The following is a 24,072-nucleotide window of genomic DNA, read 5'->3' on the forward strand; positions in this document are numbered from 1 at the left end:
GAACCCCATTGAGTGGCTGACCGACAACGGCCCGGCCTACACAGCCCATGAGACGCGCGAATTTGGGAGCAGCCTGGGCCTGCTCATCCGCACCACGCCGGCCTACTCCCCCGAGAGCAATGGCATGGCGGAGTCCTTCGTGAAGAGCTTCAAGCGCGACTACGTGTACCTGGCCCGACTGGACAGCGCCGAGGCAGTCCTCCAGCAGCTCCCCGCCTGGTTTCACGACTACAACACCGTGCACCCTCACAAGGCGCTGAAGATGCGCTCCCCGAGAGAGTTTCGACTCGCCGCTTCACCCCTCTGACCATGTCCGATTTGACGGGGGCAACTCCATGCACCGTGAAGGTGGGGCCGGACACGAAGTCGTGTCCCGCTCGCCGTGATGCCGGAAGGCGTTGAGCACGTGTCCTTTGGTCCCAGCTCCTGCTCCGCGGGTGTGGCTCTCATCCTGAGCACCAGGAACCTCCTCGTGATTTCAGCCCTTTACGCCAAGGCTGGTTACCAAGCAGGCGGCAGGCTCCTCTCGAAGCGCGCTCAGGATGAGAACCACACCCTTGCGACCCCGCCATGCTGCGAAGACCCCCAGCAGTTACGGGTGGTTGCGAAAATTAGGGGAGGGGTACTTCGGGGGGGCTGGTTGCTGAGTTGCTGGGCTCTCCCCTGCCGGGGTAATGATCTGCGTCTGGGAAGGGTAGTCGAGCGCGCGCTAGGCGAGAATCCTCTATTCCAAGAATCAGGAGTGACAAACTCCTTCGACCGAGACACTTTATGGCATACCGAAACAAGACCTACGTGTGCTTCGATGGCGACACCGACATACATTATTATAGATTAATGCAGGCGTGGCATCAGAACGACAAGTCAGAGTTCTCGTTTTACAATGCTCACGAACTCAATTCTGCCAGGGACACATCCCAAGAGGAGAGCATCAAGCGCCAGCTTCGCGAACGCCTGAGAAGCTCCAAAGTACTCGTTGTGCTCATCGGCGAGAATACACGATATCTATTCAAGTTCGTTCGATGGGAAATGGAGCAGGCGCTCGCCTTGTCTCTCCCAATCATTGGCGTCAATCTCAATGGCCTTCGACAGCAGGATCCAGAGCGTTGCCCGCCGATTATCCGTGAAGAACTTGCACTCCATATCAGCTATAATCCAGCAATCATGCAGCACGCGCTAGAGAACTGGCCCAACGCTCACGCCAGCCTTCGCGCCGAACGCAAGACCGGACCTTTCTATTACAACGCCAACGTCTATCGCCAACTCGGTCTCTAATGAATGCGGTGATCACGTGACATCACTCAAGCTATTCTTAGCGCCGGATTATTGGCGTCACATGTTCTCTTGGCAGCGAGCAGTAACGGCTGTGCTCGCAGGGTTGGGCACCCTATATTCGGTCGTTGAGGTTAGCGGCTTTTTTTCGACAGCTGCGGAGGCAGCTTTCAAACAGAATTGGGCGGCGTTCCTCGGAGCCGGTCTTCTGTACGCGCTCTGGGACAACTGGCCACAAACGGCTGTTTCGTCGCGGCTGGATGGAAGGGATGTCGTTGTTGAGATCCGCATCGGCAACATATTCTCGATGCAGGGCGACATGGTGATTGGGAGCAATACGACGTTCGAGACAGAGCTGGCTCCTAATACTATATCCGAGCGGAGCATCCAAGGCCAGTTTACAACGAGGTATTACGACAGGCACGAGCACATGGCGAACGAGTTGCAGGAACAACTCGCCGGGATGCCATGCGTTGAGGTCACACGCGCTGGAAAGAACGTCAAGAAATATCGCATGGGCACGGTCGCAAAGATCCGGCCTCGTAACCAGACGGCGTACCTGATTGCTATTGCCGATCTGAATGATCACGGCAATGCCTCGTCATCGTTTTCAGTTCTGCTAGAGTGCCTTCCGGCGCTGTGGGAGCACGTTTCGACCCAAGGGGGCGTTGGTCCAATTCTGATCCCAGTTCTGGGTACCGGCTTCTCGCGCTTGCCCAATCAACGCGAAGAAATAATTCGAAACATCGTGGGGAGCTTCGTAGCTGCGTGTGCATCAAAGCGTTTCTGCGAAAGGCTGACCATTGTCATATCGCCGAGCGATTACCGAACTTTCGGCATCGATCTTCAGAAACTCGGGCGCTTCGTGGAACACATCTGCATGTACACGCCGTTTAGCTCGCCTCAATCCGTCGGTGCTGGCCAGCCCGTTCCCGCTACGCGACAGGTGGCTTAGTTCGCGTGTCGTAGTGGGCCGACGTGGTGCTCACCGTCGCGCTCCGGCAGTTTCGGCCAGAGAAGAGTGCCCTAGCAGTTCCGGCCCGAGGGGGAGCGCGCTCCGCGGGTGTGGCTCTCATCCTGAGCGCGCTTCGAGAGGAGCCTGCCGCCTGCTTGGTAACCAGCCTTGGCGTAAAGGGTTGAAGTCACGAGGAGATTCCTGGTTGCTCAGGATGAGAGCCGCACCCTGCTCCGCAAGCTTCCGTTCCGCTCGCCGTGATGCCGGAAGGCGTTGAGCACCGTCCTTCCACGGACGCCGACAAGGCGCGGTGGCCCGAGGTCCCGCTCGCCGTGATGCCGGAAGGCGTTGAGCACAGCTTGAGTGTGTTGATGACAGGCCCGCCATTGGCGGGCGTCCCGCTCGCCGTGATGCCGGAAGGCGTTGAGCACTCCGCGTTGCTCCCCTGCAACACACCGTCGCTGAGTCCCGCTCGTCGTGATGCCGGAAGGCATTGAGTACAGGCCCTCGCAGCCCTGCTTGAGGAAGCGCTCGAAGTCCCGCTCGCCGTGATGCCGAAGGGCATTGAGTGTTGCCGCGCACGTTGGATGATGAGCTGGAGAGTCGCCTGATTAATGGCATCGGGACTACGTTTCCCCATTCGTGTCACGGCCTTCGCCGCCTCCGGTGTCCTGTGGGCAGCTCTAACTCGGTCGGAGAGCCGCAGAATGGCAGCAATCAGTTCCGCATCTCGCGGAAACTGCTGTCGCGCCAATGAACTGGGTCCCATCACGAGCGTGAACCCGGATGGTCCGGCTCCGTGATGGCATTCTCGAAGCCTCCAATTGAGAGCTTAGCAGCCAAGGCGCTCGAAACAGGGCGTCCATCCATCAACAAGCGTGCTCAGCACTAGGTGAGGCCGGGCCGGCGTGGGCCAGATTGATTGGATTTCAAGTTCCTTCTGATGTTCATGGTATAGCCTGCTGTGTGACGGAAATCTTTCCTGGGGGACTTCCTCTTGCTTCGATGGATGGCGCCGCTGCTCTTGGTCGCTGTCGTCACTGGCTGTGCGACCACTCGAGTCGTGCGGCTGGAGAACGGACGTGACTCCTTCGTTGTCACTCCGAGCGAGGAGTCAGGCGCGGAGCTGGAGGCCGCAGAACTCGGCGACGGCGAGTTTGAACAGTCCCTCGTGGAGCTCGCGCGGGATGTCCGCCCGCAGCGCAATCCCATGCAGCAAGCGTGAGACCTCTTCGGCATTCCATCTCGCAGCGGGGTGTACGGCTATGAGAGCCGCCCTCCTCGGTTGACATCCCAGGGTCGCGAGGACGCGGACGGACTCCACCTGCTGGAGTCCTACTCGGACGAGGAGTTGACGCGCGCCTATGGCCAGTGGTGCAAGCGAAAGGACCGGCCTGGAGACTGCTTGCGCCTGTTGGTGGAAGGCCCTCTGCTGGCCAGCGATGGCAAATTCACCTGGGCCTTTGCCATCGCGATGGATTCGGTGTGGGAGGAGACTGCCGAAGCCTTGGAGGACATGGCAGACCCCGTCGCGGTCACGGCCACCATCACCGCCGGCGCGACGATGTACCTCATGCTCTGGGCGCTACCGGAGCCCCTCTCGAAGGGCGCCGCAGCGACGCTGACGGCCCTTGCCATCGCCTACCTGGGCGTGGACACGGTGTGGCGCCTGCTGGACGGGTGGCTGACCTTGGTGCGCGAGGTGGAGCGGGCCACAACCTACGCGCAGCTCAGCGCAGCGGGTGAGGCGTATGGGGAAGTCCTCGGGGAGAACGCGGCGCGCGTCTTCGTGATGCTGTCCACGGCCGCAGTGGGGAGCACGGCGGGGTTGGCTGCGAAGGCCGCCAGGCTGCCGGGCTCCGCCCAGGCCGCTCTTGCCGTGGAGTCTCAGGCGAGCATCCGTTACGGTGCTGTAGGCGGCGTGCGGACCGTCGCTGTGACAGCGGAGGGCTTCACCATCGCGCTCGCCCCCAACGCCCTGGCCATGTCGAGCCAGGGCATGGGGGGAGGTGGAAGTGAGCGTCACCACATCGCCACGAACAAGAACGACGTCTCAACCTTGAGAGGTGGACCTTGGACACCGCGATTCAGGCGACTGTTCGCGAGAGCTGGCATGGAACTCAAGGACCCTGAGAACATCGTCGAAATCGCAGGTCACAAAGGGCCGCATCCCAAGAAGTATCACGATATAATTTTCTTGCGACTCCAGGATGCATTGGGGGAGTGTCGGACAGTGGTTGCTTGCCGAAAGGCCCTCACGATGGAATTGCGCAGTCTCGCCACGGAAGCCCAGACCCCAGGAACGACACTCCACAGGCTCGTGACTCAGGGCAAGTAGCGCCATTGAGCAATCCGCCATGCTGAATCAATCGCGATACTTCAGGCTCATGGAGAATGTACAGGCAGGAAACTGGTACCTGGGCGACCCGTTGACGGGACAGGGCTACGAGATGGAGAACTTCAGGGCGTTTTCGTCAGGGCGCCCCGCGGAAGTATCCGGTCGCCTGACGGTTCCTATCGACGAGCCAGGAAGGCGATTGGATTTCAGCACCGCAGGCGCTGGAGCGACTCCCGTTGTTCACATCCGTGTGGCCGCCATCTTCGCGGAAATGGCCCCAAACGACGTGCAGTTGATACCTGTGGATATCCAGGGTTGCCCCGATGAATACCTCATTCTCGTGGCGACCCGGCTGGTTCGGTGCATCGACGACAATGCATCGGAAGACGTGATGTACTGGAAGCCAGAGGATGGGCGACCGGAAAAGCTCGGCATGTACCGAAGCGTTTATGGAATGCGGATTGACCCCACGAAGGTGGGCGACGCCAAAGTGTTCCGCACTTGGGGATGGACCGGAGTGCTCATTGTCTCTGAGGACATCAAGACGGCGATGGAGCGCGCGAACGTGACGGGGGCGGAGTTCGAGGCGGTCTAGCCCCAATGCCGGTCAGTTGGGCGAGCTCGGCACCCGCACGTCGTACCCTCCAGCGCGTAGACGCCGGGCTGCTGCTGGCTATTCTTTTCGCATCTTTTTTCCGTGGCGACCGATGGCGCCGGGCCGTTCGTGACGTCTGTCTGAACAGCGCCGATTCGCTGAACGGAGACGCCATGGCTGAACCCTTGAAGAAGCAACTGCCGTCCGACCTCACCGCTCGCATCGAGGCGCTCCGCGATGCGCTGCTGACCGGGCTCGTCGAGCGAGACGTGCCGGTCCGGCTCGCGCTGCTCGCCTCGCTCGCGGGTGAGCACCTGCTGCTCATCGGGCCGCCAGGGACGGCGAAGAGTCTGGTCGCCAGGCGCCTGCATCTGGCCTTCCATCCGGCCACCTACTTCGAGCGTCTGCTGACGCGGTTCACGGTGCCGGAGGAGCTCTTCGGGCCCCTTTCCATCAAGGGCCTGGAGGAGGACCGCTACGAGCGCCTCACGGAGGCGTACCTCCCCAAGGCGTCCGTCGCCTTCCTCGATGAAATCTTCAAGGCGAACAGCGCCATCCTCAACGCGCTCCTCACGTTGCTCAACGAGCGCGAGTTCGACAACGGAAAGCGCCGCGAGTCCACCCCGCTGATCTCCGTGGTGGGCGCGAGCAACGAGCTCCCCGAGGGGGAGGAGCTGGACGCGCTCTTCGATCGGTTCCTGCTCCGTTGTCACGTCGGGCCCGTGTCGAAGGCGGGCTTCCCCTCCCTGCTGGAGCTCCGGGGCGACGTGGTCGTCGAGCTCTCTCGGCAGCTCAGGTTGAGCGACGAGGACCTGGCGGAGGTTGGACAGGCGGCGACCGAGGTGGCCGTGCCCGACGACGTCGTGGCGCTGCTCGCCGACCTGCGCGATTGGTGTACGGCGGAGGGAATCCAGGTGTCGGACCGCCGCTGGCGGAAGGTCGTGAAGCTCCTCCAGACGGCGGCCCTCACGAACGGCCGGGACCGGGTGTCCATCTGGGATTGCTGGCTGCTTCAGCACTGCCTGTGGAGCGCGCCCGAGCAGCGCGCCAAGGTCCACGACTGGTACGCGGCGAGGGCCGGCGCGAGCGCGGCGATGGACCCGTCTCGGCTGACGCGCATCGTGGTGTCTTGGGAGGCCCGGCTCAAGCAAGACCAGGACAGCCGCTCCCAAGCGCGCGATGAGAACGGGAACCTCTTGTTCAAGGGCACTGATGGAAAGCCCGCGGTCAACGAGGTCGGCGAGGCGCAGGCCAAGCGTGGCCGGGACTTGTTGTTCCTCGCGCCACACGATGCGCATACGGAGGGTCCTCATTCTTATTATGGGATGAGAGGAAGGATTCAAGACCGCACCAATACTGGAGCGGGATTCACGCTCGCCGAGCTGAACCCGTTGTGGACCCAGGACGCTCCCGGTGGTTGGACACAGTTCATGCACTGGGCAAACCGTGACGCCTACCTCACGAACCAGGCGAACTGGCACATGGAAGCCGTAGACCTTCCGCCTTTCATGGAGCCGACCCGGCAGAAGGCGGCGCATGTGGATGCCTGTCTCAAGGAGCTCACCACGCTTGGGCAGCAGGTCGAGACCTACAAGGCGCAACTGCTCGCCCACATCGCCAGCCTGGACGCTGACATCCGCGCGCACCTCTGGGTGACCGACGACTTCGCCGAGCCCGCGGCGCAAAGCCTGGAGGGGACGCGGCGTGAAGTGGACACGCTGCTGGGGCGCCTCGAGAAGCTCCGTCAGGGCTTCGGGCTGCTTCCTCGTGAGGAAGTAGCGCCATGAAAGAGGCTTTTGACGCGGGCGCCCTGGAGCGGGGCTACGCGTTCCTCGACGACTGCCCGGAGCAGTTCCTCCCCGACCTCATCACGCTTCCTGTCGGAACGCTCGCTGAGCGGGTCCGTGGCCTTCGCGCCTGGCGTGACGCCTTGCTCGACGGACGCCTCCCTCCGGACGGGACGTGGCCGCTGCCCGGAATCGCCGCTCCCGCGCGGCTCGCCGCCGAGCCCTTGGACATCTTGCGCTTCTGCAAGGGCCAGCCCGAGCTGGTGGACGCCTTTCTGCGCGACGTGCTCGCGTCGTTCACGCGCCAGGCGTCGGTGGTCCGCGCGGAGGTCGTCGCGCGCCTCCGCGAGTTGGAGCAACTCGAGCGCCAGCGGATGGAGGAGGAGGAAGCCCAGGCGGCGAAGCGAGAACGACGGGCCCGCAAGGCCACGCAGCTCGACGAGGTCACGCTCGCGCGGCTGCGCCAGCAGGCTGAACGGGAGGTCGCGCAACGGCCCGTGAAGGCAGACGCGGACCTCCTCGCGGGCTGGGAGGAGCGGACGCGCATCTGGGCGGCGATCTCGGATGTGTTCGGTGACCTCGGCGAGCTGATGGGGCGCGGCTGGGACTTGAGCATCGGCGTGCTGCGGCACATGGGGTGGACGGACCTCGTCCGTCTTCGTGAGCTCGTCGAGCAGTTGCCGCAGCTCACCGAAGTGGTGCGCTCGCTGGGACGGCTCCACGCGAGCGACGCCGAAGAGACCATCGCGGAGACAGTCTTCGTCCCGATGAGACGGCTGGAGGAGGAGCGTCGCGAGGTCTGGACGCGGCACGTTCCGGCGGAGACCCGAGGCATCGAGCGGAGCGGGGAGCTGGCGCGAATGCTGCCTGTGGAAGCGGTCAACCTGGGGCATCCCAAGCTCCGCTACCTGTGGCACGCGCGCCGGGCAGAGCGCGCGCTGCTCACATATCGCGTCGAAGGTCTCGAAGTGGAGCGAACGCTCGTCGAGCGTGACAGCGAAGAGGCCGTCGAGCAACGAAGTCCACGCCCGCGGCGCGGTCCCATCATCGCCGTCATGGACACGTCCGGCTCGATGCACGGTCTTCCGGAGCAGGTGGGGAAGGCCCTGGTGCTGGAGGTTCTTCGGACCGCCCATGCGGAGAAGCGCCGGTGCTTCCTCTACGCCTACAGTGGTCCGGGGCAGGTGCTGGAGTTCGAGCTGTCGCTGACCGAGGGCGGCCTCGGACGGCTGCTGGCGTTCCTCGGCCAATCCTTCGGAGGCGGCAGCGACGTCTCCGAGGTCACGACCAGGGTGGTCCAGCGCCTCGGAGAGAAGGACTGGAACCGAGCGGACGTGCTCTTCGTCAGTGACGGCGAGTGGCCGGTGCCAGTCAGCCTTCCCCACCTGGTCGAGCAGGCGCGCGAGGCGGGGACCCGGTTTCACGGCGTCCAGATTGGCAACAGGGGCCGCACCGGCCTTCACGCCATCTGCGACCCGGTCCACGTCTTCCATGACTGGGCGGCCGTTGGCGGGTGGTAGGCCCCCAAGCGCGGTGCATTGCCACCCGAAGCCACGCATTGCGTCCTGGGCGAGGCGTTGGAGCGCGGCCCGTTCCTCCTTGTTCGAGCTGCCCGGCGCGCGAAGCGTGGGCCCCTACGTATCAGTCTCAGCAGCCTCTCCACACTCCCTCAACATCTCGACGCGATGGTGGGGGCAGGTCGAAACGGTCGCCCGTGGGGGCGCCGTGAACGCATGGGGAATCGACCTGAGGGGAACGCGAAATCATGAGAAACGTCTGGATGGCCACTGCGGTCATGTGCCTCGCCGTCAGCCCGGCCTTCGCCTCGGATTGCGAAGCGCTGCCCGCCAAGGGGCAGGCGAGCCTCGAGAAGAAGTACATGAAGATCAAGGCCGAGAGCGCGCACGCCGCCACGGACTGCGTCGCCATCCGAAACAACGACGCCCTGGGAACGGGCCACGGCATCAAGCTCGACTGCCGGATCCACTTCCGCCCCCGGAACGGGGGCTGCTACGTGGACTACACGCCCTACGGTGAAACGAACAAGAGCCTCTCCCGGCATCCTGGCTGCGATGCGAGCAAGTGGACCTGGGCCAGGAGCGTGGGCATGTTCACTGGCGATTCCGCCTCGGATCCACGGGGAAAAACGTACACGGGCAGCGTCCGCTTCAACATGATGAACGCCGAGTACGAGCTGAAGTACACCGTCCTGGTCGGTGACAAGAAGAGCGACAAGGCTTTGGAAGACACCTACGCGGCGACCTTGAAGAAGATCTGCATTCGTAAGTCCAGTTGACGCCTGGGCGCGAACTCCCGTCACCAATTCCGCGCCGTGGATGTGCCTTGAGTTTCCTCGGGGCGCGCCATTGAGGGACGGACCGCCCTGGCCATTCGTTGGATTCCAGCCGCGCGTCCACCGCGTCCGTTCATGAGGCCACACCGGCAGGTGGCCTCCCGGTGCCATGCGCCGCTTCGTGCATAGGGTGCGCACGACGTATGGCCACCCTGGACCCTCCCGCTGCTTCCTGGCTCACGCGCTGCGCGCTGTTCAGCGGCAAGCTGCTCGTGGTCGCGGCCGCAGTGGTGGCGCTCGTGCTGCTGTTGGCGCGGCTCTACCTCATCGTCCTGCCGACCGTGGCGGCGCTGCTGCTGGCGACGTTGCTGTACCCGCCTGTCCGGTGGTTGTCCGCCCACCGGGTGCCTCGGGCGCTCGCGACGGTGCTGGCGCTGCTGGTGCTGCTCCTGGTGGGGGCGGCCGGGCTGCTCGTGCTTGTGCCCCGTATCGTCCAGCAGGTGGGCTCTGCGGGCTCGAACGTGAAGGAGGGAATGGAGGGCCTCATCGTTTGGATGACGCAGGAACTCCCCGTGTCCCGGGAGCAGATCGACGGCCTGTTCGAGAAGGCGCTCGACTTCTTGAAGTCGAACCTGGGGCGCATCACCACGGGCGTCCTCGCGGGCGCCAACTTCGCGGCGCAGGCGGTGGCGGGTGCGCTGCTGACGCTGACGCTGCTGTTCTTCTTCGTGAAGGACACCGAGCGGCTCGGGGGCTGGGTGCTGGCCCGGGTCTCTCCGTCGCGGCGTGACACCGTGCGCGCCGTGGGCCTGCGCGCCTGGGGAACACTCAGCGGCTACCTGCGCGGTGTCGTCATCGTCGCGCTGGTGGACGCGGTGGGCATTGGCGCGGGCCTGGCCATCATCGGCGTGCCGCTCGTGTTTCCGCTGGCGGCGCTTACCTTCGTGGGCGGGTTCTTTCCCGTCATTGGCGCCACCCTGGCGGGCGCTGTCGCGGTGCTGGTCGCACTCGTCACCAATGGGCCCATCGACGCGCTCCTGACATTGGCCGTGGTGCTGGGCGTGCAACAACTGGAGAGCAACGTCCTGGAGCCCGTGGTGATGGGGCGCGCGGTGCCGCTGCACCCGGTGGTCATCCTGCTGTCCATCACCGCCGGGGGCGTGCTCTTCGGCGTGGCCGGCGCATTTCTCTCCGTACCCGTCGCCGCGGTCCTTTCCGCCGCAGGCAACGAGCTGCGCCTGCGAAGCGAGGCGCGCGTCCTGGAGAAGCCTTCGACGATTGCGCCGCCGTGAGGCAGCGCTGCGTCAGGGGAAGCGGTCCACCACCTGGGCATTGGACCACGGATGCGCGCGGGTATGGCCGGGCCGTGAGCCCCGGTACTTGGACATGCCTGTCTCGTTGCCCAGGATGAAGCACACCGGGTACTCGCTGCCGTCTGGCGTCCGCGCGCGTGTGTAGCGGCCCTGGATTTTCTCGCCACCGGTCCAGATGCGCCCGTACAAGAGCGTGTTGGCTGGGAGGCGATCGATGGGCCCATCGAGCCGGCTGGTGATGGGGCCGTCGCTGACGACGATGCTGTAGTTCGTCTGGTACGAGTCGTCCGGCTGCTGGATGTCGAGCTGGATGTGCCCGCGGGACCTCAGGTCGAGCCCGAGTTGACGCATGGACTCCAGGGCTTCGGCAGGGCAGCGCGCGGGCTCGGGCCGGACCTGCGTGCCTGCGCAGGCATTGAGACTGATCGCTGTAAATGCTGCCAGCAGGTAACGATGGAGTCGGGGGACACAGCGCGCGTGGGGCTCGGTCGTGGACATGGCATCTCCCGGCCATGGCGGCTCGGCGGTGGAAAACGGAAGGGCCGTGGCGGGCGAGCCAGTGTCTGCTGGTCCTCCGGTCCGCGCCAGTTGCTGAACGGGATGAGACGGAGTGGGGGCGGCATGAGGCGGGCCCGCGAGCGTCAGTCCCCAGGCCATGCACGCAACCCACATCAGGGCTCCAGCGACTCGCACCCACCGGCTCTCGTGCCTCGGCTCCGGCGGGCTCGCTGGCTCCGTGCGAGGTTGCGTGTGGACCTCCGAGAACACCCGGCGCCGCAGCCAGCGGCCCATTCGATGGTGCTGAACCCGGGCCGCGCGTAGGGCCCTCGTATGGAGCAGGGCTGCTTCTTCTCCTGGTGCCACGAGGCCCCAGGTGTCCTCGTCGCGTGTCGTGCGTGTCGCCGTGGAGGGCCCCTCGTACCAATCGAACAGCGGGACGTCCCAGTCCGGTCCTGCGTGCGCCTGAGCCTGTTGGGCCTCCCGGGCGAGGCTCCCCGCGCTGTGCGGCCGGGCTTCGGGGGTGAACGCGAGCAGTCCCTCAATCCAGCGTGCGAGCGGCTCGGGCACACGGGGGTTGAGGGCTCTCAAGGTGGCGGAGGTCACTGGGGAGTGCGCCTTGTCCAGGACGAGCGGCGGATACTGCTCTACCACCAACCGGTGAAAGGTGACGCCCACCGCGTACAGTTCGTCCGCCACCGTGTAGGGGTAGTGCTCGGAGCGGGCGGTCTGCCGTGGCGCCTTCATGCTCCAGAGGATGGCCTGGGGGCTGCGATAGGGCCCGGTTCCGGGCGGCAGCCGCGCGGCGGAGGTGATGGGGGCGGCACGGGGATGCCAGCCCGCGCCCCAGTCCAGCACCACCAGCCTTCCGTGTTCCTCGACGCGAAGGTTCTCCCCCTTGAAGTCGCGGTGAAGCACCTGTCTGCGATGCGCGGCATCCAAGGCCCACGCGGCCTGCGCCAACAGACCGGCGACGTGCCGTGCCGTCGGATTGCGCGCCCGAGACCAGTCATACAGCGTGCTGCCCCGCACGTGCTCCATCACGAGGTAGGGATAGTCGGAGGCCCCGGCGCGCCAGGTTCCCGCCGCTTGCAGCCGCACCACGCCAGGGTGACGAAGCAGGTGAAGCGTCCGTGCCTCGCGCTGGAAGCGGGGGTCGCCGGGGGCATGAGCCAGCTTGAGCGCATAGCTGCGGCCTTCGGGGCGCGAGCGCACTTCATACACCGTGCCGTTGCCGCCGCCTCCGATGCGGCGCTCCACGCGCCAGCGCTCCACGCGAGTGCCGGTAGGCAATGCCTGTGGAGACAGCACGAGGGGGCCTGGGGAAGATGTGTTCGACTCCAGTCGCATGACGGGTTCCTTCAAGGCTGCCGAGCACGTCTACGGTTTCAGTCGCGTCCATCGCGCGCCGCGGCGCCGGTCCGTGTCCCAAAGTTCCAGTGCGTAGGCGGGGGGCGGGCGCGTGGGGGCGAGCCACTGCACGACGGCGACCGCGCTCTGGCCAGGCAACAGACGCGGCTCCTGCAGCAACAGGGGCAGCTCCATCGGCTCGCCTGTTGGACGCCCGTTCGAGTCCAGCGAGGTCAGCCGCGCAATGCCCGGTTGCCAGGGCGCCTCGCCCGGCGGGTTCTCCAGATTCACAGCGAGCGCTACCCACGAGCCGGAGCGATAGCTATCAATCTGGCGGACCTTGAGCTCCGCCTCGCTGGCTGGCGTATCCATCCACGTGCCGAGAACTCCCGTGATGCCGATGGCGCCAGAGAGAATGGCGTCCGCGAGGCCCGGGTGTGGCACCTGTCGGCGCGCCGTGGCCAGCCGGGCTTCCAGCAGTGCGTTGCGCTCACGCAGTGCCACCAGCTCGGCTTCCAGTTGCGTCACGGTAGCGGGGTGGCGCCGGACATCGATGACCGAGTCCACCACGTTGGCCTCGGTCGTCAGCTCCAGGACGAGCCGTTGTGGCGCGGCTGCGTCCGTGAAGCGAAGCACCAACGGCGGAACGCCCTGGGCAGGCATGGCGACGACGGGCTGGAGCAGCAAATGTGTCCCCGTGACGTCCAGCCGGGTGAACAGCCCTCGCAGGGCCTCGGGCAGCTCTCCTTCCAGCACGGCGTCCGAGTCGAGCAGCACCGTCGTCACGACGCCGGGCGCCAGCCGGAGCCGCTGGACGGGCTCGCCTGCGCCCGCGCTCAGGACCATGGCCCGCTCGATACGCCGCCAGCGTTTCGTGTTCGGCGTCTGGGCCAACGCCGCTGTGCCCAGCAGGAGCACCACCGCCGTCATCACCAACGAGCCAGGGGGGAACACGCAGTGGCAACCTCCAAGGTAGTAACCTACTCGACAGGGATGACACGGCGGGACGCTTGGATGAGCGCGAATGTCCCGCCTTCTTCGAGGAAGAACGCGTCTCCGTGTGGCACTTTGGAATGGGCGATGTCTACCTGAAAGGTAGTCAGAAGCGCACAGGACGTTCGGAGGTCGTCGGGAGCACTTCCTCCACGCGTCGGAAGAAAAATCACCGGGCCCGCGATGGGTTGTCCCGCGTGTTGGCGTCTTCCTCTTCGAGCGCCGCCTTTCATACCCCTGGGGAGGTGTCCACCGCCGTCCCTGGCGTCGCTATGAGGGAGCGTCATGGGAGAGCAGAGCGCGTCTCGCCTGGAGGGCGACCGCTATCAGCATCTGTTGAGCTGGTACGAGCTGCTTCGGCTGCTCGACGCGGGCAGTCCCTTCGCTCATGGCTATGTCGAGCACCCGGAGGCGGGCTCGGCGGACGACGTGACGCTGCACGCCCGGCCGGGCGCGGGCGTGGCCAGTCGCTACATGCAGGTGAAGTGGCACGTCGACCACCGGGATACCTACTCCCTTGCGGGGCTGGTGACGCCGCCTCGCGTGGGCAGCTCCTTGCTGCGGAAGCTGCTGGAGAGCTGGTTGCGCTTGCGGTCCCTGGGGCCCGTCGAAATCTGGCTGTTGAGCAACTGGGCCTCGGCGGCGGACCTGGGCCGCTATCTGCATGGAAGGGACCACTGCTTCACCGACGCGTTCTTCGAGCAGCCGCCGCGAGGCACCCTGAAGAAGCACTGGGCGGAGTGGGAGCAACGGCTCGGAGTATCGGCTGAGACGTTGCGGGCGTTCTGCAAGGACTTGCGCTTGCGGCTCGGCGTGGGCGGCATCGCCGACTTGGAAGAGCAGGTGGATGACCGGATGGGGCGGCTTGGCCTGCGCATGGGACGGCAGCCGCGCGCCATCGCAGTGGACGGGCTCAGGGAGTGGATCGAGCTGGGAGGTGGCAGGAAGCACGTCACCCCCGAGTCGTTGCGGGAGGCCATTCGCGCGTGGGGACTGCTGGCATCGAGGGAGGACACGCCCGCCGTGAGCCTCTGGATTCATGGGTGGGCGCGGCGAGTGTGGGAGCAGCCTCCCACCGAGGAGTTGGACTGGACGCCTCACTTCGACCGCGACACGCGGACGGTGCCGTCGGAGTCGGTGTGGCGGGACGTGTTGCTGCCTTCCCTGCTGGCCGTGCGGAAGCGGCTGTCGAGGCGGCCTGACGGCGCGTTGATTGACCTGCGGGGCAAGCTGCCGCTGAGCACGGTGCTGGCGGTGGGCTTCCACTTCCCGGAGGTGGGCGGCTACCGCTTCCGCGTCGAGCAGCCCACGCGAGGAGAGACCTTCTTGTGGCGCTCGGACGCGAAGCCGTCTCCGCGCAGGTTGCGTGTCACTGGGCACGAGGGCAACGCGGATGCCACGGGGCTGCTGGTGGTGTTCCAGATGACGGGGGATGCCCGCGTGGACGTGGAGCGCTTCATGGCCGAGCGGCCAGGGCACTTCCGTGCCGTGCTCTACCTGGAGCCGGAGGATGGGCCCCACGACGGCGCCGTCGGCTCGGATGCGGACGCGGTGGCGTTCGCCGTCCAGGCGCGCGAACAACTCCGGCGCGCGCGCAACGAGCTGCGCACTGCGGTCACTCATCTCATCCTTTACGCCCCCTCGGCGTGCTGCGTGTTCCTGGGCCAGCGGCTCAACGCCGTGGGCCCGGTCGTGGCCTACGAGCGCACCGGCTCAGGTGGCTACGCGCCCGCGCTCACGCTGCAGACAGGGTGAACGCCATGCCGCCGATTTCCGCCCGCACGTTTCGTACCGCGTTCAGCACTCCTCGTTTCATGACGCCGCTCCGGAAAGGTCCCTCAAATGCCTGCCATTGACCTGCTGTTCCCCGTGCAAGGCGGTCCGGTGCCGCTCGACCACGCTTATCTCCTGTTCTCCGCGCTCTCCCGTCACATCCCCGCGCTGCATGAACGCACGGACATGGGGGTGTTCTCGCTTCGAGGTGTGAACAACACGCGGGAGTTGCTCTACCTGGGGCGAGGCACGCTGCGCCTGCGGTGCCCAATCGAAGCCGTGGCTACGCTGCTGCCGCTGGTGAGCGCGCCGCTGGAGGTCGCGGGGAGACGCCTGTCCCTGGGCGCGCCCTCGCTCCATGCGCTGGAGCCTGTGCCCGCATTGTCCGCACGGCTGGTCACCTTCAAGCACGCGATGGATGAGTCTTCGTTCATCGTGGCTGTCTCCCGGGCACTGGAGGCGCTTGGCGTCCAGGCCACGCTGAAGGTGGGGCGCAGGCGCATCGTGCGCATCGCTGGCAAGAAGGTCGTGGGCTTCGCGCTCGAACTTCATGGCTTGTCGGCCGAGCACTCGCTGCGCGTGCAGGAGCAGGGCCTGGGAGGCCGCCGTCACATGGGCTGCGGCCTTTTCCTCCCGCCCGGCCGGGCGGCCCGTGTCCAGTCTCGTGGGAAGGCCGCGTGAAGCGGCTGTTGGCCAAGAGCACGGCCACGCCCGACAGACCCGAGGGCGAGGCCACGTTGTTGGGCCACACGGCCCTGGTGCTGTCAGCCGCGCGGAGGCTCCTGGAGCACCGGGGGCGCGTGTCGCTGCTGGCCGCGGGCCTGGACCCGGCGTTGGAGCCCCGGCTGCGGCGCATCGTCCTGCTGGCCGCCGCGCTCCATGACCTGGGCAAGTGCAGTGAGCACTTCCAATCCATGCTGCGCCGCCAGCGCGAAGCGCCGCAGCTTGTCCGTCACGAAGCGCTCTCGCTGTGGCTCTGCTGGCCAGGGCAGCCGCTCTCCGCATGGCTCCTGCAGGACGTGAGCGAGCGGGACCTGTGCCTGGCGCTGGTCTGCGTGGCCGCACACCACCGCAAGTTCCAGACAGAGGCCTTCGCGCCCGACGGCACCGGAGCGGGGCTGTCGCTGGAGTTGTGGGTCCAGCATGAAGACTTCGCCCGGACGCTGGGGCGCATCGCCGAGGAGCTGGCGCTGTCCGCTCCGCCACTGTTCACCGCGCCCATCGTGCTCCTCGCCACGCGGAAGGAGCACCCGCGCGACCAACTCCAGTCGTGGCAGGACGACTTCGAGCGGACCGTGCCCGCCGGCTCCGTGGACGCGCGGCTCCTGGTCGTGTGCAAGGCGTTGGTGCTCGCGGCGGACGTCGCGGGCTCGGCGCTCCCCCGGAGCGGAGAGAAGCAGGATTGGGTGGTCCGTCAGCTCACGGCGCCCCATCCCGCCGAGGCCCTGCGCGCCGTGGTCGAGCGCCGCCTTGCGGGACGCACACCGCGACCGTTTCAGGAGGAGGTGGCCCGCAGCGCCGCGCCGCTGACCCTGGTCCGCGCGGGCTGTGGCAGTGGCAAGACGGCCGCTGCGTACCTCTGGGCCGCAAGACAGCACCCCGGCCGTCCGTTGTGGCTCACGTATCCGACGATGGGCACGGCGACGGAGGGCTTCCGGGACTACCTCCACGGCGCGGACGTGGAGGCCCGATTGCAGCACTCACGCGCGGCAGTGGATTTCGACATCTTCGGACTCCGCGACGGCGCGGCGCCGGGGACGGGCTCCCGCGACCAGGACCGGCTCGACGCGCTCCGCTCCTGGGGCGCCGACGCGATGAGCTGCACGGCCGATACGGTGCTTGGGCTCGTCCAGAGCCAGCGGCAGGGGCTCTATGCCTGGCCCGGGCTCTGTGCGGCCTGCGTCGTCTTCGACGAAGTCCACGCCTACGACGACCGGCTCTTCGGCTGCCTGCTGCGCTTCCTGGAAGCCCTGCCGGGAATCCCTGCGTTGCTGATGACCGCCAGCCTGCCCGCCACGCGGCTCGACGCGCTGCGCGGCGTGTGCGCGCGCGTTCATGGCCGGAGCCTCGCGGAAGTCGAAGGGCCGGAGGACCTGGAGACACTGCCGCGCTACCAGCGGCTGGACGTCGCGGAGCCGTGGTCTCTCGTGGCGGAGTGCCTGCGAGACCACGGCAAGGTGCTGTGGGTCAGCAACACGGTGGATCGCTGCATGCGGACCGCCGAGGCCGGCACGTCGCACGGTGCGCGCGCGCTGCTGTACCACAGCCGCTTTCGTTACGAGGACCGCGTCCGTCGCCACGGTGACGTCATCGAGGCCTTCGCCACCGAGGGCCGCGCGGCGTTCGCGTCAACGACGCAGGTCGCGGAGATGAGCCTGGACCTGTCAGCGGATCTGCTCGTCACGGATTTGGCGCCCATCCCGGCGCTCATCCAGCGCTTGGGGCGGCTCAATCGCCGCAGCACTCCGGAGCGGCCCGCGCCCGTGCGGCCTTTCGTGGTGCTCCCCTTCGATGGGCCGCCGTACGCCGCGCCGGACCTGCGCAACGCGCGTGCATGGATGGAGCGGCTGGGAACGGGGCCGCTGAGCCAGCGGGACCTGGTGGACGCATGGGGGCCGCCCGGGATGACGAATGCGCCGCGGCGGCAGTCCAGCACCTGGCTGGATGGACGCTTCGACACCTGGCCCGCCCCGTGCCGCGACGGAAGCCCCAGCCTCACGGTCCTCCTGGAACAAGACGCCCGTGCCGTCCTGGACGGAGCGGTGAGCGCTCACCGGGTCACCCTGCCCATGAACCTGCCACCCGAGTCCTTCAAGTGGCGTGCATGGCCCCGCGCGGGCCGGCTGCCATACCCCATCCCTCCAGCGGACGCGCTGGACTACGACGGCCTGCGAGGTGCGCGATGGCGAAAGCCGTGAACCCACGGAAGAAGGCCTTGCCCGCTCCGCTCTCCATCCGGTTGTACGCACCAGGGATGACGCCGCTGCTGCGCGCGGGCGCGGGCGGGTTGGCGGCATCGCTCCGCGCCATCCTCGGGAGCGCTTCACCCGCCGCGCCGTGGCCCTCTCCGGTGCGGCTGGGGCCCGGGACGGCGACGGTGGAGCGGGAGGCCATCCACCTGGACTGGGGCGGCAAGGCACCGGAGGCCACGCTCCGGGCGCTGTTCGGCGCGTCATTCCAGGTGAAGCAGGGCTTCATCGACCTGCCGGGCACGCGCTCTCCCGGAGCGCCGGAGCCGCCGCCCGAGCTGGCCGCGGCGCTCCACGATGCGCTCAAGGTGACGTTCCTCCAGCATGGCAAGTCGACGCAGGGAGGCGCGCGAAGGCGCGTCACCTTCGAGGTGGACGCGCGGCCCGTCATCGTCGAGTCCCAGGGCTACGACTCCTTCGTCCACCAGACGGCCTGGCAGAGCGTGCTCGAGGCGCTGGAGGCGGGCGCGACGTCGCTGGCGAGCTGGGCCTATCCGGGCGCGGCGGAGCGGCACATCGGTGTGCGCGTCACCAAGGTGGAGTACACGGCGGCGGAGGCGCTCTGCGCGTGCTTCGCGCTGGTGGGGTGTGTCTCCTACAAGCTGCCGCAGCTCCGGGGCGGGGCCTTCGTGGCGCTGGCGCCCACGAACCTGGTCCGCTTCGCGGAGCTGCGCCCTGGGCCGACGCCCAAGCGGCTCCGTGACGTGGCGGTGGCGGGGGCGTCGGACGCGGTGCTCGCGGCTCAGTTGGTGATGGCGCAGGAGGCGGGGAAGAAGCGGCTGGGGGCCGTGCTCGGGACCACCGAGGCCGTGGCGCTGCGGCAGATGCCGTGGAACGCGCAGCAGAAGATTCGCGGCGCGGTGGTGCGGCAGGACGCCGTGCGCGAGGAGGTCCTGGACCGCTACGAGGCCGCCGCCGCCGCGCTGCCGCACACGCTGCGAGTCCGCAAGCCCGAGGGCAAGGCGACGGGCGAGGCGAGCTACTTCATCGCGACCAGCGCGCTGCGCGCCTTCATCACGGAGAACCTCGCGGCTTCACGCCCCTGGTACGCGGACTTCGCCACCGCGACGACGGCGGAGGGCCGCTTCATTCACGACTACCGCGACCGGGACAACCTGGGCGCGCTGCTGTGGCACGAAAGGAAGGGACTCATCGCCATGCATCCGTACCTGGGAGAGGCCGAGCAGTGGCTCGTCCAGAGCGTTCACCTCGCGCTCCGGAGCCGGTTCAAGAGCATTTATTCGGACACGAAGGAGAGCGCCCCGGCCACGCGCTCCAACCGGCTCAAGGGTGAGCGTGAGCGTTTGCGGCTGAGCTTCGCGGGGGCCAAGACGCCGGAGCAGGTGCGCGCGGCGCTCGCGGACCTGTGGAGCCGCGCGGGCACCAACCGTGAGCTCCAGGAGCATTGGCGGGACATCCTCCCGCTGCTGGGGCCCGAGCGGTGGCGCGCGGCCCGCGACCTCGCGCTGGTGGCGCTGGCGAGCTACCAGGGCAAGGGGGGCGAGGCCGCGGAACTTGAGGACGCGGACGAGGCCGCTGGCGCGTCCGAGCCGTCTTGAGCAGCTCCACACACTTTCCCGGAGTCCATTCATGAGCCTTCATGTCTTCGCCGCCTTCGTCACGCCGCTGGGAACCGCCGCCAACAACCGGGGCCTTACCGAGGGAAACATCACCAGCCTCCAGAAGCTGGTGTGGAACGGACAGGTCCACACCACCGTCTCCGCCGAGTCCATCCGCTTCGCCTTGCGGCGGCGCTTGAATGAGCAGGAGCCGTGCAACCGCACCTATGACGATGCGTCACGCGCCAACGCGTGGAAGGACGCCGCCTTCAGCGCCTGGTCGGGGAAGTCGAAGGAGAAGACCTATATCGATGATGACCTGCTGGGCTTCATGTCCGCGGAGGGGGCGAAGCAGGAGAAGGAGAAGGGCACGGCGAAGGTCCGCCGCGCGGTGCTGGAGGTGTCCCGGGCGGTGAGCCTCACGCCGTGGTCCGGGGACGTCACCTTCAACGCCGCGAGCCCCGGGGCCACGCCCTCCGCGCAGAAGAAGGGCAGCAACCCCGTGCCCTACGGAACGGAGATGCACGCGACGCGCTACCAGTACGGCGTGGCGCTGACGCCAGCGGCGCTGCGAGTGCCGGCCCGTGCCGTGACGGCGCTGAACCAGCTCTGCGCGCTGGGGCCCGTCGCGGGCAACCACGGCCGCTTCCTCTTCGACTTCAGTCCGGAGTCGGTCGTCTTCCGGCTCACTCAGGAGGCCGCGCCGCGCATTCTGTATGCCTTCGAGCCGTCCTCCCGCGCGGGGGGCGTGGAGCTCGCCGCGCTGCTGCGCAAGGTGAAGAGCGGCGACGTCCCCGCGAAGGAGTTGGTGTTGGGCGGGCAGATGGTGGAGGGGCTGGGCGCGGAGGAGCGCGAGGTGCTTTCGGGCGCGGAGCTCCACGCGGGCGTGGTCGCCGCCTGCCGCGCGGCGTGCAAGCGGCTGGAGGCGAGGAAGAAGTGATCGCGCTCGAACTGTCCGTGCCCGTGGCGTGCTGGCGCAAGGGCCGGGCGCGCGAGCTGGTGGAGACCGAGGTCCTGCCGCCGCCCGCGACGTGCTACGGCGCGTTGCTCTCGCTCGTCGGTGAGCAGGACCGTGAGCGGCACCGGGGCTGCCGCGTGACGGCGGGGTTGTTGAACGCGCCTGTCATCAGCACGGTGCTTCGCACCTTCTGGCGGTCGAAGAACCTGAAGGTCGCGAAGGGGAATGAGGAGAACGCCGCGCCGGACCAGCAACAGCTCGTCATCGACGCGCGCCTGGTGGTCTGGTGCGACAGCCGGGAGGAGCCGGACTCGGGTGAATCGCTGGAGGACCGCGTCATCCGGGCGATGCGTGAGCCCGGCTCCGTGACGCGGGCCGGGGCGTGGTCGCTCGGGGAGTCCACGCACCTCATCAATGACGCGCGTCTGCTCCCGGAGGGGCGGCCGCCAGCGGGCTGTCGGGCCTTCCTGACCGCGTCCACCGGTGCCCTCACCCTGCCGGTCTGGGTGGACCACGTGGGCACTCGTGGCACTCGTTACGAGGTGGGGCGGCTCGAAGAGGTCTTGGCTGCTCCCGAGGTCCAACGGCTTCCGCGCATCCCGCTCGCGGAGGGCGCTGGATAGGTGTCTGTCGTTGTCACGCGGTACCGGGGCGGGGGGCCCCAATACATGAACGCATCATCCACGAGTCCGAAGCCTGTCGTCGGCGAGCCGTCCATCCGCACGCACGCGCTGCATGCGCTGGCGTACTGCGAGCGGCTCTTCTACCTGGAGGAAGTGGAGGAGCTGCGCGTGGCGGACGCCGCCGTGTTCGCGGGACGGCGGCTGCACGTCCAACTCCAGGAGGAAGGCGAGCGCGTCGAGCTGGAACTGGCGAGTGAGGCATTGGGCCTGCACGGAAGGGTGGACGCGGTGAAGTCGCGGGAGGGGACGCTGGTCGTCTACGAGCACAAGCGCGGACGCCATGCGCCTGGAAGCGATGCGCCGGAGGCGTGGCCAAGCGACCGGCTCCAGGCGGGGGCCTACGCGCTTCTGGTGGAGGAGCGCTTCCCGGGGGCGCCCGTGGAGTGCAGGGTCCGCTACCACCAGACGGACACGACGGTGCGCTTCCCGCTGGATGAGGCGCTGCGGGGCACCGTGGTGGCGGCCGTGGCGCGTGCCCGGCTGCTGCGTGCGTCGCGGGAGCGGCCGCCCGTGACACAGGAGGAGCGCAAGTGCGCGAAGTGCTCGCTGGCGCCCGTGTGCCTGCCGGAGGAGGAGCGGCAGGTGGCGCGGGAGGAGCGGCCCCGGCTCTTTCCGGAGGATGATGTGCGGCAGGTGCTGCACGTCGCGACGCCTGGGACGCGGGTGGGGCGCGCGGCGGAGGAACTGGTGGTGACGCCACCCGAAGGGGAGGGCGCGCCGTCGAGGCAGCCCGGGCGCATGGTGTCGGCGCTCATCGCGCATGGAGCGGTGCAGGTGAGCGCGCAGGCGCTGGCGTACTGCGTGGAGAACGACATCGGCGTGCACTGGTTCACGTCCGGGGGGCGCTATCTCGGGGGATTGGGCGGAGGGGGAGGCAACGTCCACCGGCGGTTGCGGCAGTTCGAGGCGCTACGGCAGGCGTCCGTGTGTCTGGGGCTCGCTCGCCGCTTGGTGGCGGCGAAGCTGGAGGGGCAGCTCCGCTTCCTGCTTCGCGCCTCGCGCGGTGATTCGGAGTCGCGTCAGGTGCTGGCCTCGGCGGTGCGGGACTTCCGGGCGTTGCTGCCGAAATGCGAGGAGGCGCCGTCGCTGGAGGTGCTCCTGGGGTTGGAGGGCGCGGGCGCGGCGCGGTACTTCGGAGCGCTGCCGTACCTTCAAGGCGAGGACGTGGACACGCGGCTGCGCTTCGATGGCCGCAACCGGCGGCCTCCGAGGGACCGGTTCAACGCGGTGCTCGGCTTCTTGTACGGACTTGTCCACCGTGAGGTGGAGGCGGCCATTCGGGCGGTGGGGCTGGATGTGGCGTTTGGTTTCTACCATCAGCCCCGGGGCACGGCGGGGCCGCTGGGACTGGATGTGATGGAGCTCTTCCGGGTGCCGCTGGCGGACATGCCGCTGGTGGCCTCGGTGAACCGGCGGGCGTGGGACGCAGAGGCGGACTTCGAGGTGACGTCCGAGCACGTCTGGCTCAGCAAGGCGGGGCGGGCGAAGGCCATCGAGCTGTACGAGCGGCGCAAGCGGGAGACGTGGAAGCACAACGTGCTGGGGTACTCGCTCAGCTACGCGCGGCTGGTGGAGCTGGAGGTGCGGCTGCTGGAGAAGAGTGGACCGGCAAGCCGGGGCTGTTCGCGACGTTCCGCTTGAGGTGAGCCATGGCCGAGCCGAGGCGTTGGTATTTGATTACCTATGACATCCGCGACCCGCGGCGGTGGCGGAAGGTTCATGCCCTGCTGAAGGGGTATGGGGAGTGGTTGCAGCTCTCCGTATTCCGTTGCTCGCTGACGGACCGGGACCGGGAGAAGCTGCGCTGGGAGCTGTCGCGGCGGATGGACGCCGTGGATACGTTGCTGGTGATTGGGCTGTGCGGCGGGTGCGTGGAGCGCGTGCGCGCCATCAACGCGAAGGAGGACTGGCCGGAGGAGCCCGCACCGTTCAAGGTGCTGTGAAGCAGGCGACAATCAAGCACCTCGCCGTGGCGGAGGCCCGCGATGGCGAAAGTGGCGGATTCCCCTGTCGTTTCATGGGGTTGAGGCTCTTTGACAGGTGAATAGGTGCATGATCGATGAAAAGCCGTGTGGTTTCATGGGGTTGGCGATTCTGGGTAGGGTCTGGGATGGCCAACCTGGGGGACGGAGGGGGAGGTGCTTGAAAAGGGGTTTGTAAGGTGCCGGAATTGCTGGGAGATTCAGGCGGACTGTCCCGCTCGCCGTGATGCCGAAAGGCGTTGAGCACACGAGCCCAACGTTGACCATGGTGTTCAGGTTGATGTCCCGCTCGCCGTGATGCCGAAAGGCGTTGAGCACTCGCTATCCAGGTGCGCCATTTCCTCCGCGAGTTCGGCAGTCCCGCTCGCCGTGATGCCGAAAGGCGTTGAGCACGCCGTGCGGAAGTCGCAGCGGGACTTCGCGGTGTGTCCCGCTCGCCGTGATGCCGAAAGGCGTTGAGCACCGCCGGACGGTGACGGTGGCTTGTGCGACGGGGGTGGTCCCGCTCGTCGTGATGCCGAAAGGCGTTGGGCACAGCCAGAAGTCGTTGGCGTTCTGGAGCTTCACCGGCTTGGTCCCGCTCGCCGTGATGCCGAAAGGCGTTGAGCACTTGACCACCACGTCGAGGCGTAGGTGGACCCAGGTGTGTCCCGCTCGCCGTGATGCCGAAAGGCGTTGAGCACCACACCCTGCGGCGCACGAAGGAAGATGTATGGGGTCCCGCTCGCCGTGATGCCGAAAGGCGTTGAGCACT

General features: G+C 67.2%; 18 protein-coding genes, 1 pseudogene and 1 CRISPR repeat array. Of the genes and pseudogenes, 17 read left to right on the forward strand and 2 right to left on the reverse strand.

The annotated features are described in order from the left end of the window. From BLU09_RS37520 to BLU09_RS37555, 9 genes and pseudogenes are all read left to right on the forward strand, one after another. The coding region (locus BLU09_RS37520; RefSeq protein WP_143043277.1) for an integrase core domain-containing protein at window positions 1-307 on the forward strand (307 nt) is incomplete at its 5' end. 464 nt (window positions 308-771) lie between these two features. Beyond that, a complete protein-coding gene (locus tag BLU09_RS37525) occupies window positions 772-1,275 on the forward strand; it encodes a TIR domain-containing protein (protein WP_090495951.1) in 504 nt (167 codons plus the stop codon). Between the two features lie 16 nt (window positions 1,276-1,291). After that, entirely contained in the window at window positions 1,292-2,227 is a 936-nt protein-coding gene (locus BLU09_RS38575; RefSeq protein WP_143043278.1) for a macro domain-containing protein, read from the forward strand. 1,009 nt (window positions 2,228-3,236) lie between these two features. Beyond that, window positions 3,237-4,565: pseudogene (locus BLU09_RS37530) on the forward strand (AHH domain-containing protein). Between the two features lie 19 nt (window positions 4,566-4,584). Then, the gene (locus BLU09_RS37535) at window positions 4,585-5,160 is read left to right on the forward strand and encodes an imm11 family protein (RefSeq protein ID WP_090495952.1); all 576 of its coding nucleotides are present in this window, start codon (window positions 4,585-4,587) and stop codon (window positions 5,158-5,160) included. A gap of 173 nt (window positions 5,161-5,333) precedes the next feature. After that, on the forward strand, window positions 5,334-6,947 hold the full coding sequence (locus BLU09_RS37540; RefSeq protein WP_090495953.1) for an AAA family ATPase: 1,614 nt from the start codon (window positions 5,334-5,336) through the stop codon (window positions 6,945-6,947). Next, entirely contained in the window at window positions 6,944-8,467 is a 1,524-nt protein-coding gene (locus tag BLU09_RS37545; RefSeq protein ID WP_090495954.1) for a VWA domain-containing protein, read from the forward strand. Before BLU09_RS37540 ends, BLU09_RS37545 begins: the two co-directional genes overlap by 4 nt. A 260-nt stretch (window positions 8,468-8,727) precedes the next feature. Continuing rightward, window positions 8,728-9,243 (forward strand): hypothetical protein, encoded by a 516-nt coding sequence (locus tag BLU09_RS37550; protein ID WP_090495955.1) that lies wholly within the window; start codon window positions 8,728-8,730, stop codon window positions 9,241-9,243. A 200-nt stretch (window positions 9,244-9,443) separates the two neighbouring features. Next, on the forward strand, window positions 9,444-10,532 hold the full coding sequence (locus BLU09_RS37555) for an AI-2E family transporter (protein ID WP_244172415.1): 1,089 nt from the start codon (window positions 9,444-9,446) through the stop codon (window positions 10,530-10,532). Between the two features lie 12 nt (window positions 10,533-10,544). On the opposite strand, the gene BLU09_RS37560 is transcribed toward BLU09_RS37555, so the two are convergent. Then, complete coding sequence (locus BLU09_RS37560) at window positions 10,545-12,401, reverse strand: serine/threonine protein kinase (protein ID WP_090495957.1); 1,857 nt, start codon at window positions 12,399-12,401, stop codon at window positions 10,545-10,547. 30 nt (window positions 12,402-12,431) lie between these two features. Then, the gene (locus BLU09_RS37565) at window positions 12,432-13,355 is read right to left on the reverse strand and encodes a DUF2381 family protein (RefSeq protein WP_090495958.1); all 924 of its coding nucleotides are present in this window, start codon (window positions 13,353-13,355) and stop codon (window positions 12,432-12,434) included. Between the two features lie 324 nt (window positions 13,356-13,679). On the opposite strand from BLU09_RS37565, the gene BLU09_RS37570 reads away from it, so the two are divergent. From BLU09_RS37570 to cas2, 8 genes are all read left to right on the forward strand, one after another. Beyond that, on the forward strand, window positions 13,680-15,149 hold the full coding sequence (locus BLU09_RS37570) for an SAVED domain-containing protein (RefSeq protein ID WP_090495959.1): 1,470 nt from the start codon (window positions 13,680-13,682) through the stop codon (window positions 15,147-15,149). An 87-nt stretch (window positions 15,150-15,236) separates the two neighbouring features. Beyond that, window positions 15,237-15,848 carry a type I-MYXAN CRISPR-associated protein Cas6/Cmx6 gene (gene cas6 / locus BLU09_RS37575; RefSeq protein ID WP_090495960.1) on the forward strand — a complete coding sequence of 204 codons (612 nt, stop codon included), beginning with the start codon at window positions 15,237-15,239 and terminating at the stop codon, window positions 15,846-15,848. Beyond that, complete coding sequence (locus BLU09_RS37580; RefSeq protein ID WP_090495961.1) at window positions 15,845-18,085, forward strand: CRISPR-associated helicase/endonuclease Cas3; 2,241 nt, start codon at window positions 15,845-15,847, stop codon at window positions 18,083-18,085. Before cas6 ends, BLU09_RS37580 begins: the two co-directional genes overlap by 4 nt. After that, the gene (cas8a1, locus tag BLU09_RS37585; RefSeq protein WP_244172416.1) at window positions 18,082-19,695 is read left to right on the forward strand and encodes a type I-MYXAN CRISPR-associated Cas8a1/Cmx1; all 1,614 of its coding nucleotides are present in this window, start codon (window positions 18,082-18,084) and stop codon (window positions 19,693-19,695) included. The genes BLU09_RS37580 and cas8a1 overlap by 4 nt, the downstream gene beginning before the upstream one ends. Before the next feature lie 31 nt (window positions 19,696-19,726). After that, on the forward strand, window positions 19,727-20,635 hold the full coding sequence (gene cas7i, locus BLU09_RS37590) for a type I-B CRISPR-associated protein Cas7/Cst2/DevR (RefSeq protein ID WP_090495963.1): 909 nt from the start codon (window positions 19,727-19,729) through the stop codon (window positions 20,633-20,635). Beyond that, window positions 20,632-21,276 (forward strand): type I-MYXAN CRISPR-associated protein Cas5/Cmx5/DevS, encoded by a 645-nt coding sequence (gene cas5 / locus BLU09_RS37595; RefSeq protein WP_090495964.1) that lies wholly within the window; start codon window positions 20,632-20,634, stop codon window positions 21,274-21,276. The genes cas7i and cas5 overlap by 4 nt, the downstream gene beginning before the upstream one ends. A gap of 45 nt (window positions 21,277-21,321) precedes the next feature. Further along, window positions 21,322-22,977: a type I-MYXAN CRISPR-associated endonuclease Cas4/Cas1 gene (locus BLU09_RS37600; protein WP_244172418.1), complete on the forward strand. Its 1,656-nt coding sequence runs from the start codon at window positions 21,322-21,324 to the stop codon at window positions 22,975-22,977. A gap of 8 nt (window positions 22,978-22,985) precedes the next feature. Continuing rightward, a complete protein-coding gene (gene cas2 / locus BLU09_RS37605) occupies window positions 22,986-23,279 on the forward strand; it encodes a CRISPR-associated endonuclease Cas2 (RefSeq protein ID WP_090495965.1) in 294 nt (97 codons plus the stop codon). Between the two features lie 250 nt (window positions 23,280-23,529). Beyond that, window positions 23,530-24,071: direct repeats of the CRISPR family, unit length 36 nt; unit sequence GTCCCGCTCGCCGTGATGCCGAAAGGCGTTGAGCAC. Window position 24,072: the final 1 nt, after the last annotated feature.

This window comes from Myxococcus virescens, assembly GCF_900101905.1.
Taxonomy (GTDB): Bacteria; Myxococcota; Myxococcia; order Myxococcales; family Myxococcaceae; genus Myxococcus; species Myxococcus virescens.

What these genes read in the sequence shown, in the direction of transcription:
- BLU09_RS37540 (WP_090495953.1), top strand. Translation starts at nt 5,334, where the DNA reads ATGGCTGAACCCTTGAAGAAGCAACTGCCGTCCGACCTCACCGCTCGC.
- BLU09_RS37535 (WP_090495952.1), top strand. Translation starts at nt 4,585, where the DNA reads ATGCTGAATCAATCGCGATACTTCAGGCTCATGGAGAATGTACAGGCA.
- BLU09_RS37545 (WP_090495954.1), top strand. Translation starts at nt 6,944, where the DNA reads ATGAAAGAGGCTTTTGACGCGGGCGCCCTGGAGCGGGGCTACGCGTTC.
- BLU09_RS37555 (WP_244172415.1), top strand. Translation starts at nt 9,444, where the DNA reads ATGGCCACCCTGGACCCTCCCGCTGCTTCCTGGCTCACGCGCTGCGCG.
- BLU09_RS37600 (WP_244172418.1), top strand. Translation starts at nt 21,322, where the DNA reads ATGAACGCATCATCCACGAGTCCGAAGCCTGTCGTCGGCGAGCCGTCC.
- BLU09_RS37550 (WP_090495955.1), top strand. Translation starts at nt 8,728, where the DNA reads ATGGCCACTGCGGTCATGTGCCTCGCCGTCAGCCCGGCCTTCGCCTCG.
- cas2 (WP_090495965.1), top strand. Translation starts at nt 22,986, where the DNA reads ATGGCCGAGCCGAGGCGTTGGTATTTGATTACCTATGACATCCGCGAC.
- cas7i (WP_090495963.1), top strand. Translation starts at nt 19,727, where the DNA reads ATGAGCCTTCATGTCTTCGCCGCCTTCGTCACGCCGCTGGGAACCGCC.
- BLU09_RS37560 (WP_090495957.1), bottom strand. Translation starts at nt 12,401, where the DNA reads ATGCGACTGGAGTCGAACACATCTTCCCCAGGCCCCCTCGTGCTGTCT.
- BLU09_RS37525 (WP_090495951.1), top strand. Translation starts at nt 772, where the DNA reads ATGGCATACCGAAACAAGACCTACGTGTGCTTCGATGGCGACACCGAC.
- BLU09_RS37570 (WP_090495959.1), top strand. Translation starts at nt 13,680, where the DNA reads ATGGGAGAGCAGAGCGCGTCTCGCCTGGAGGGCGACCGCTATCAGCAT.
- cas6 (WP_090495960.1), top strand. Translation starts at nt 15,237, where the DNA reads ATGCCTGCCATTGACCTGCTGTTCCCCGTGCAAGGCGGTCCGGTGCCG.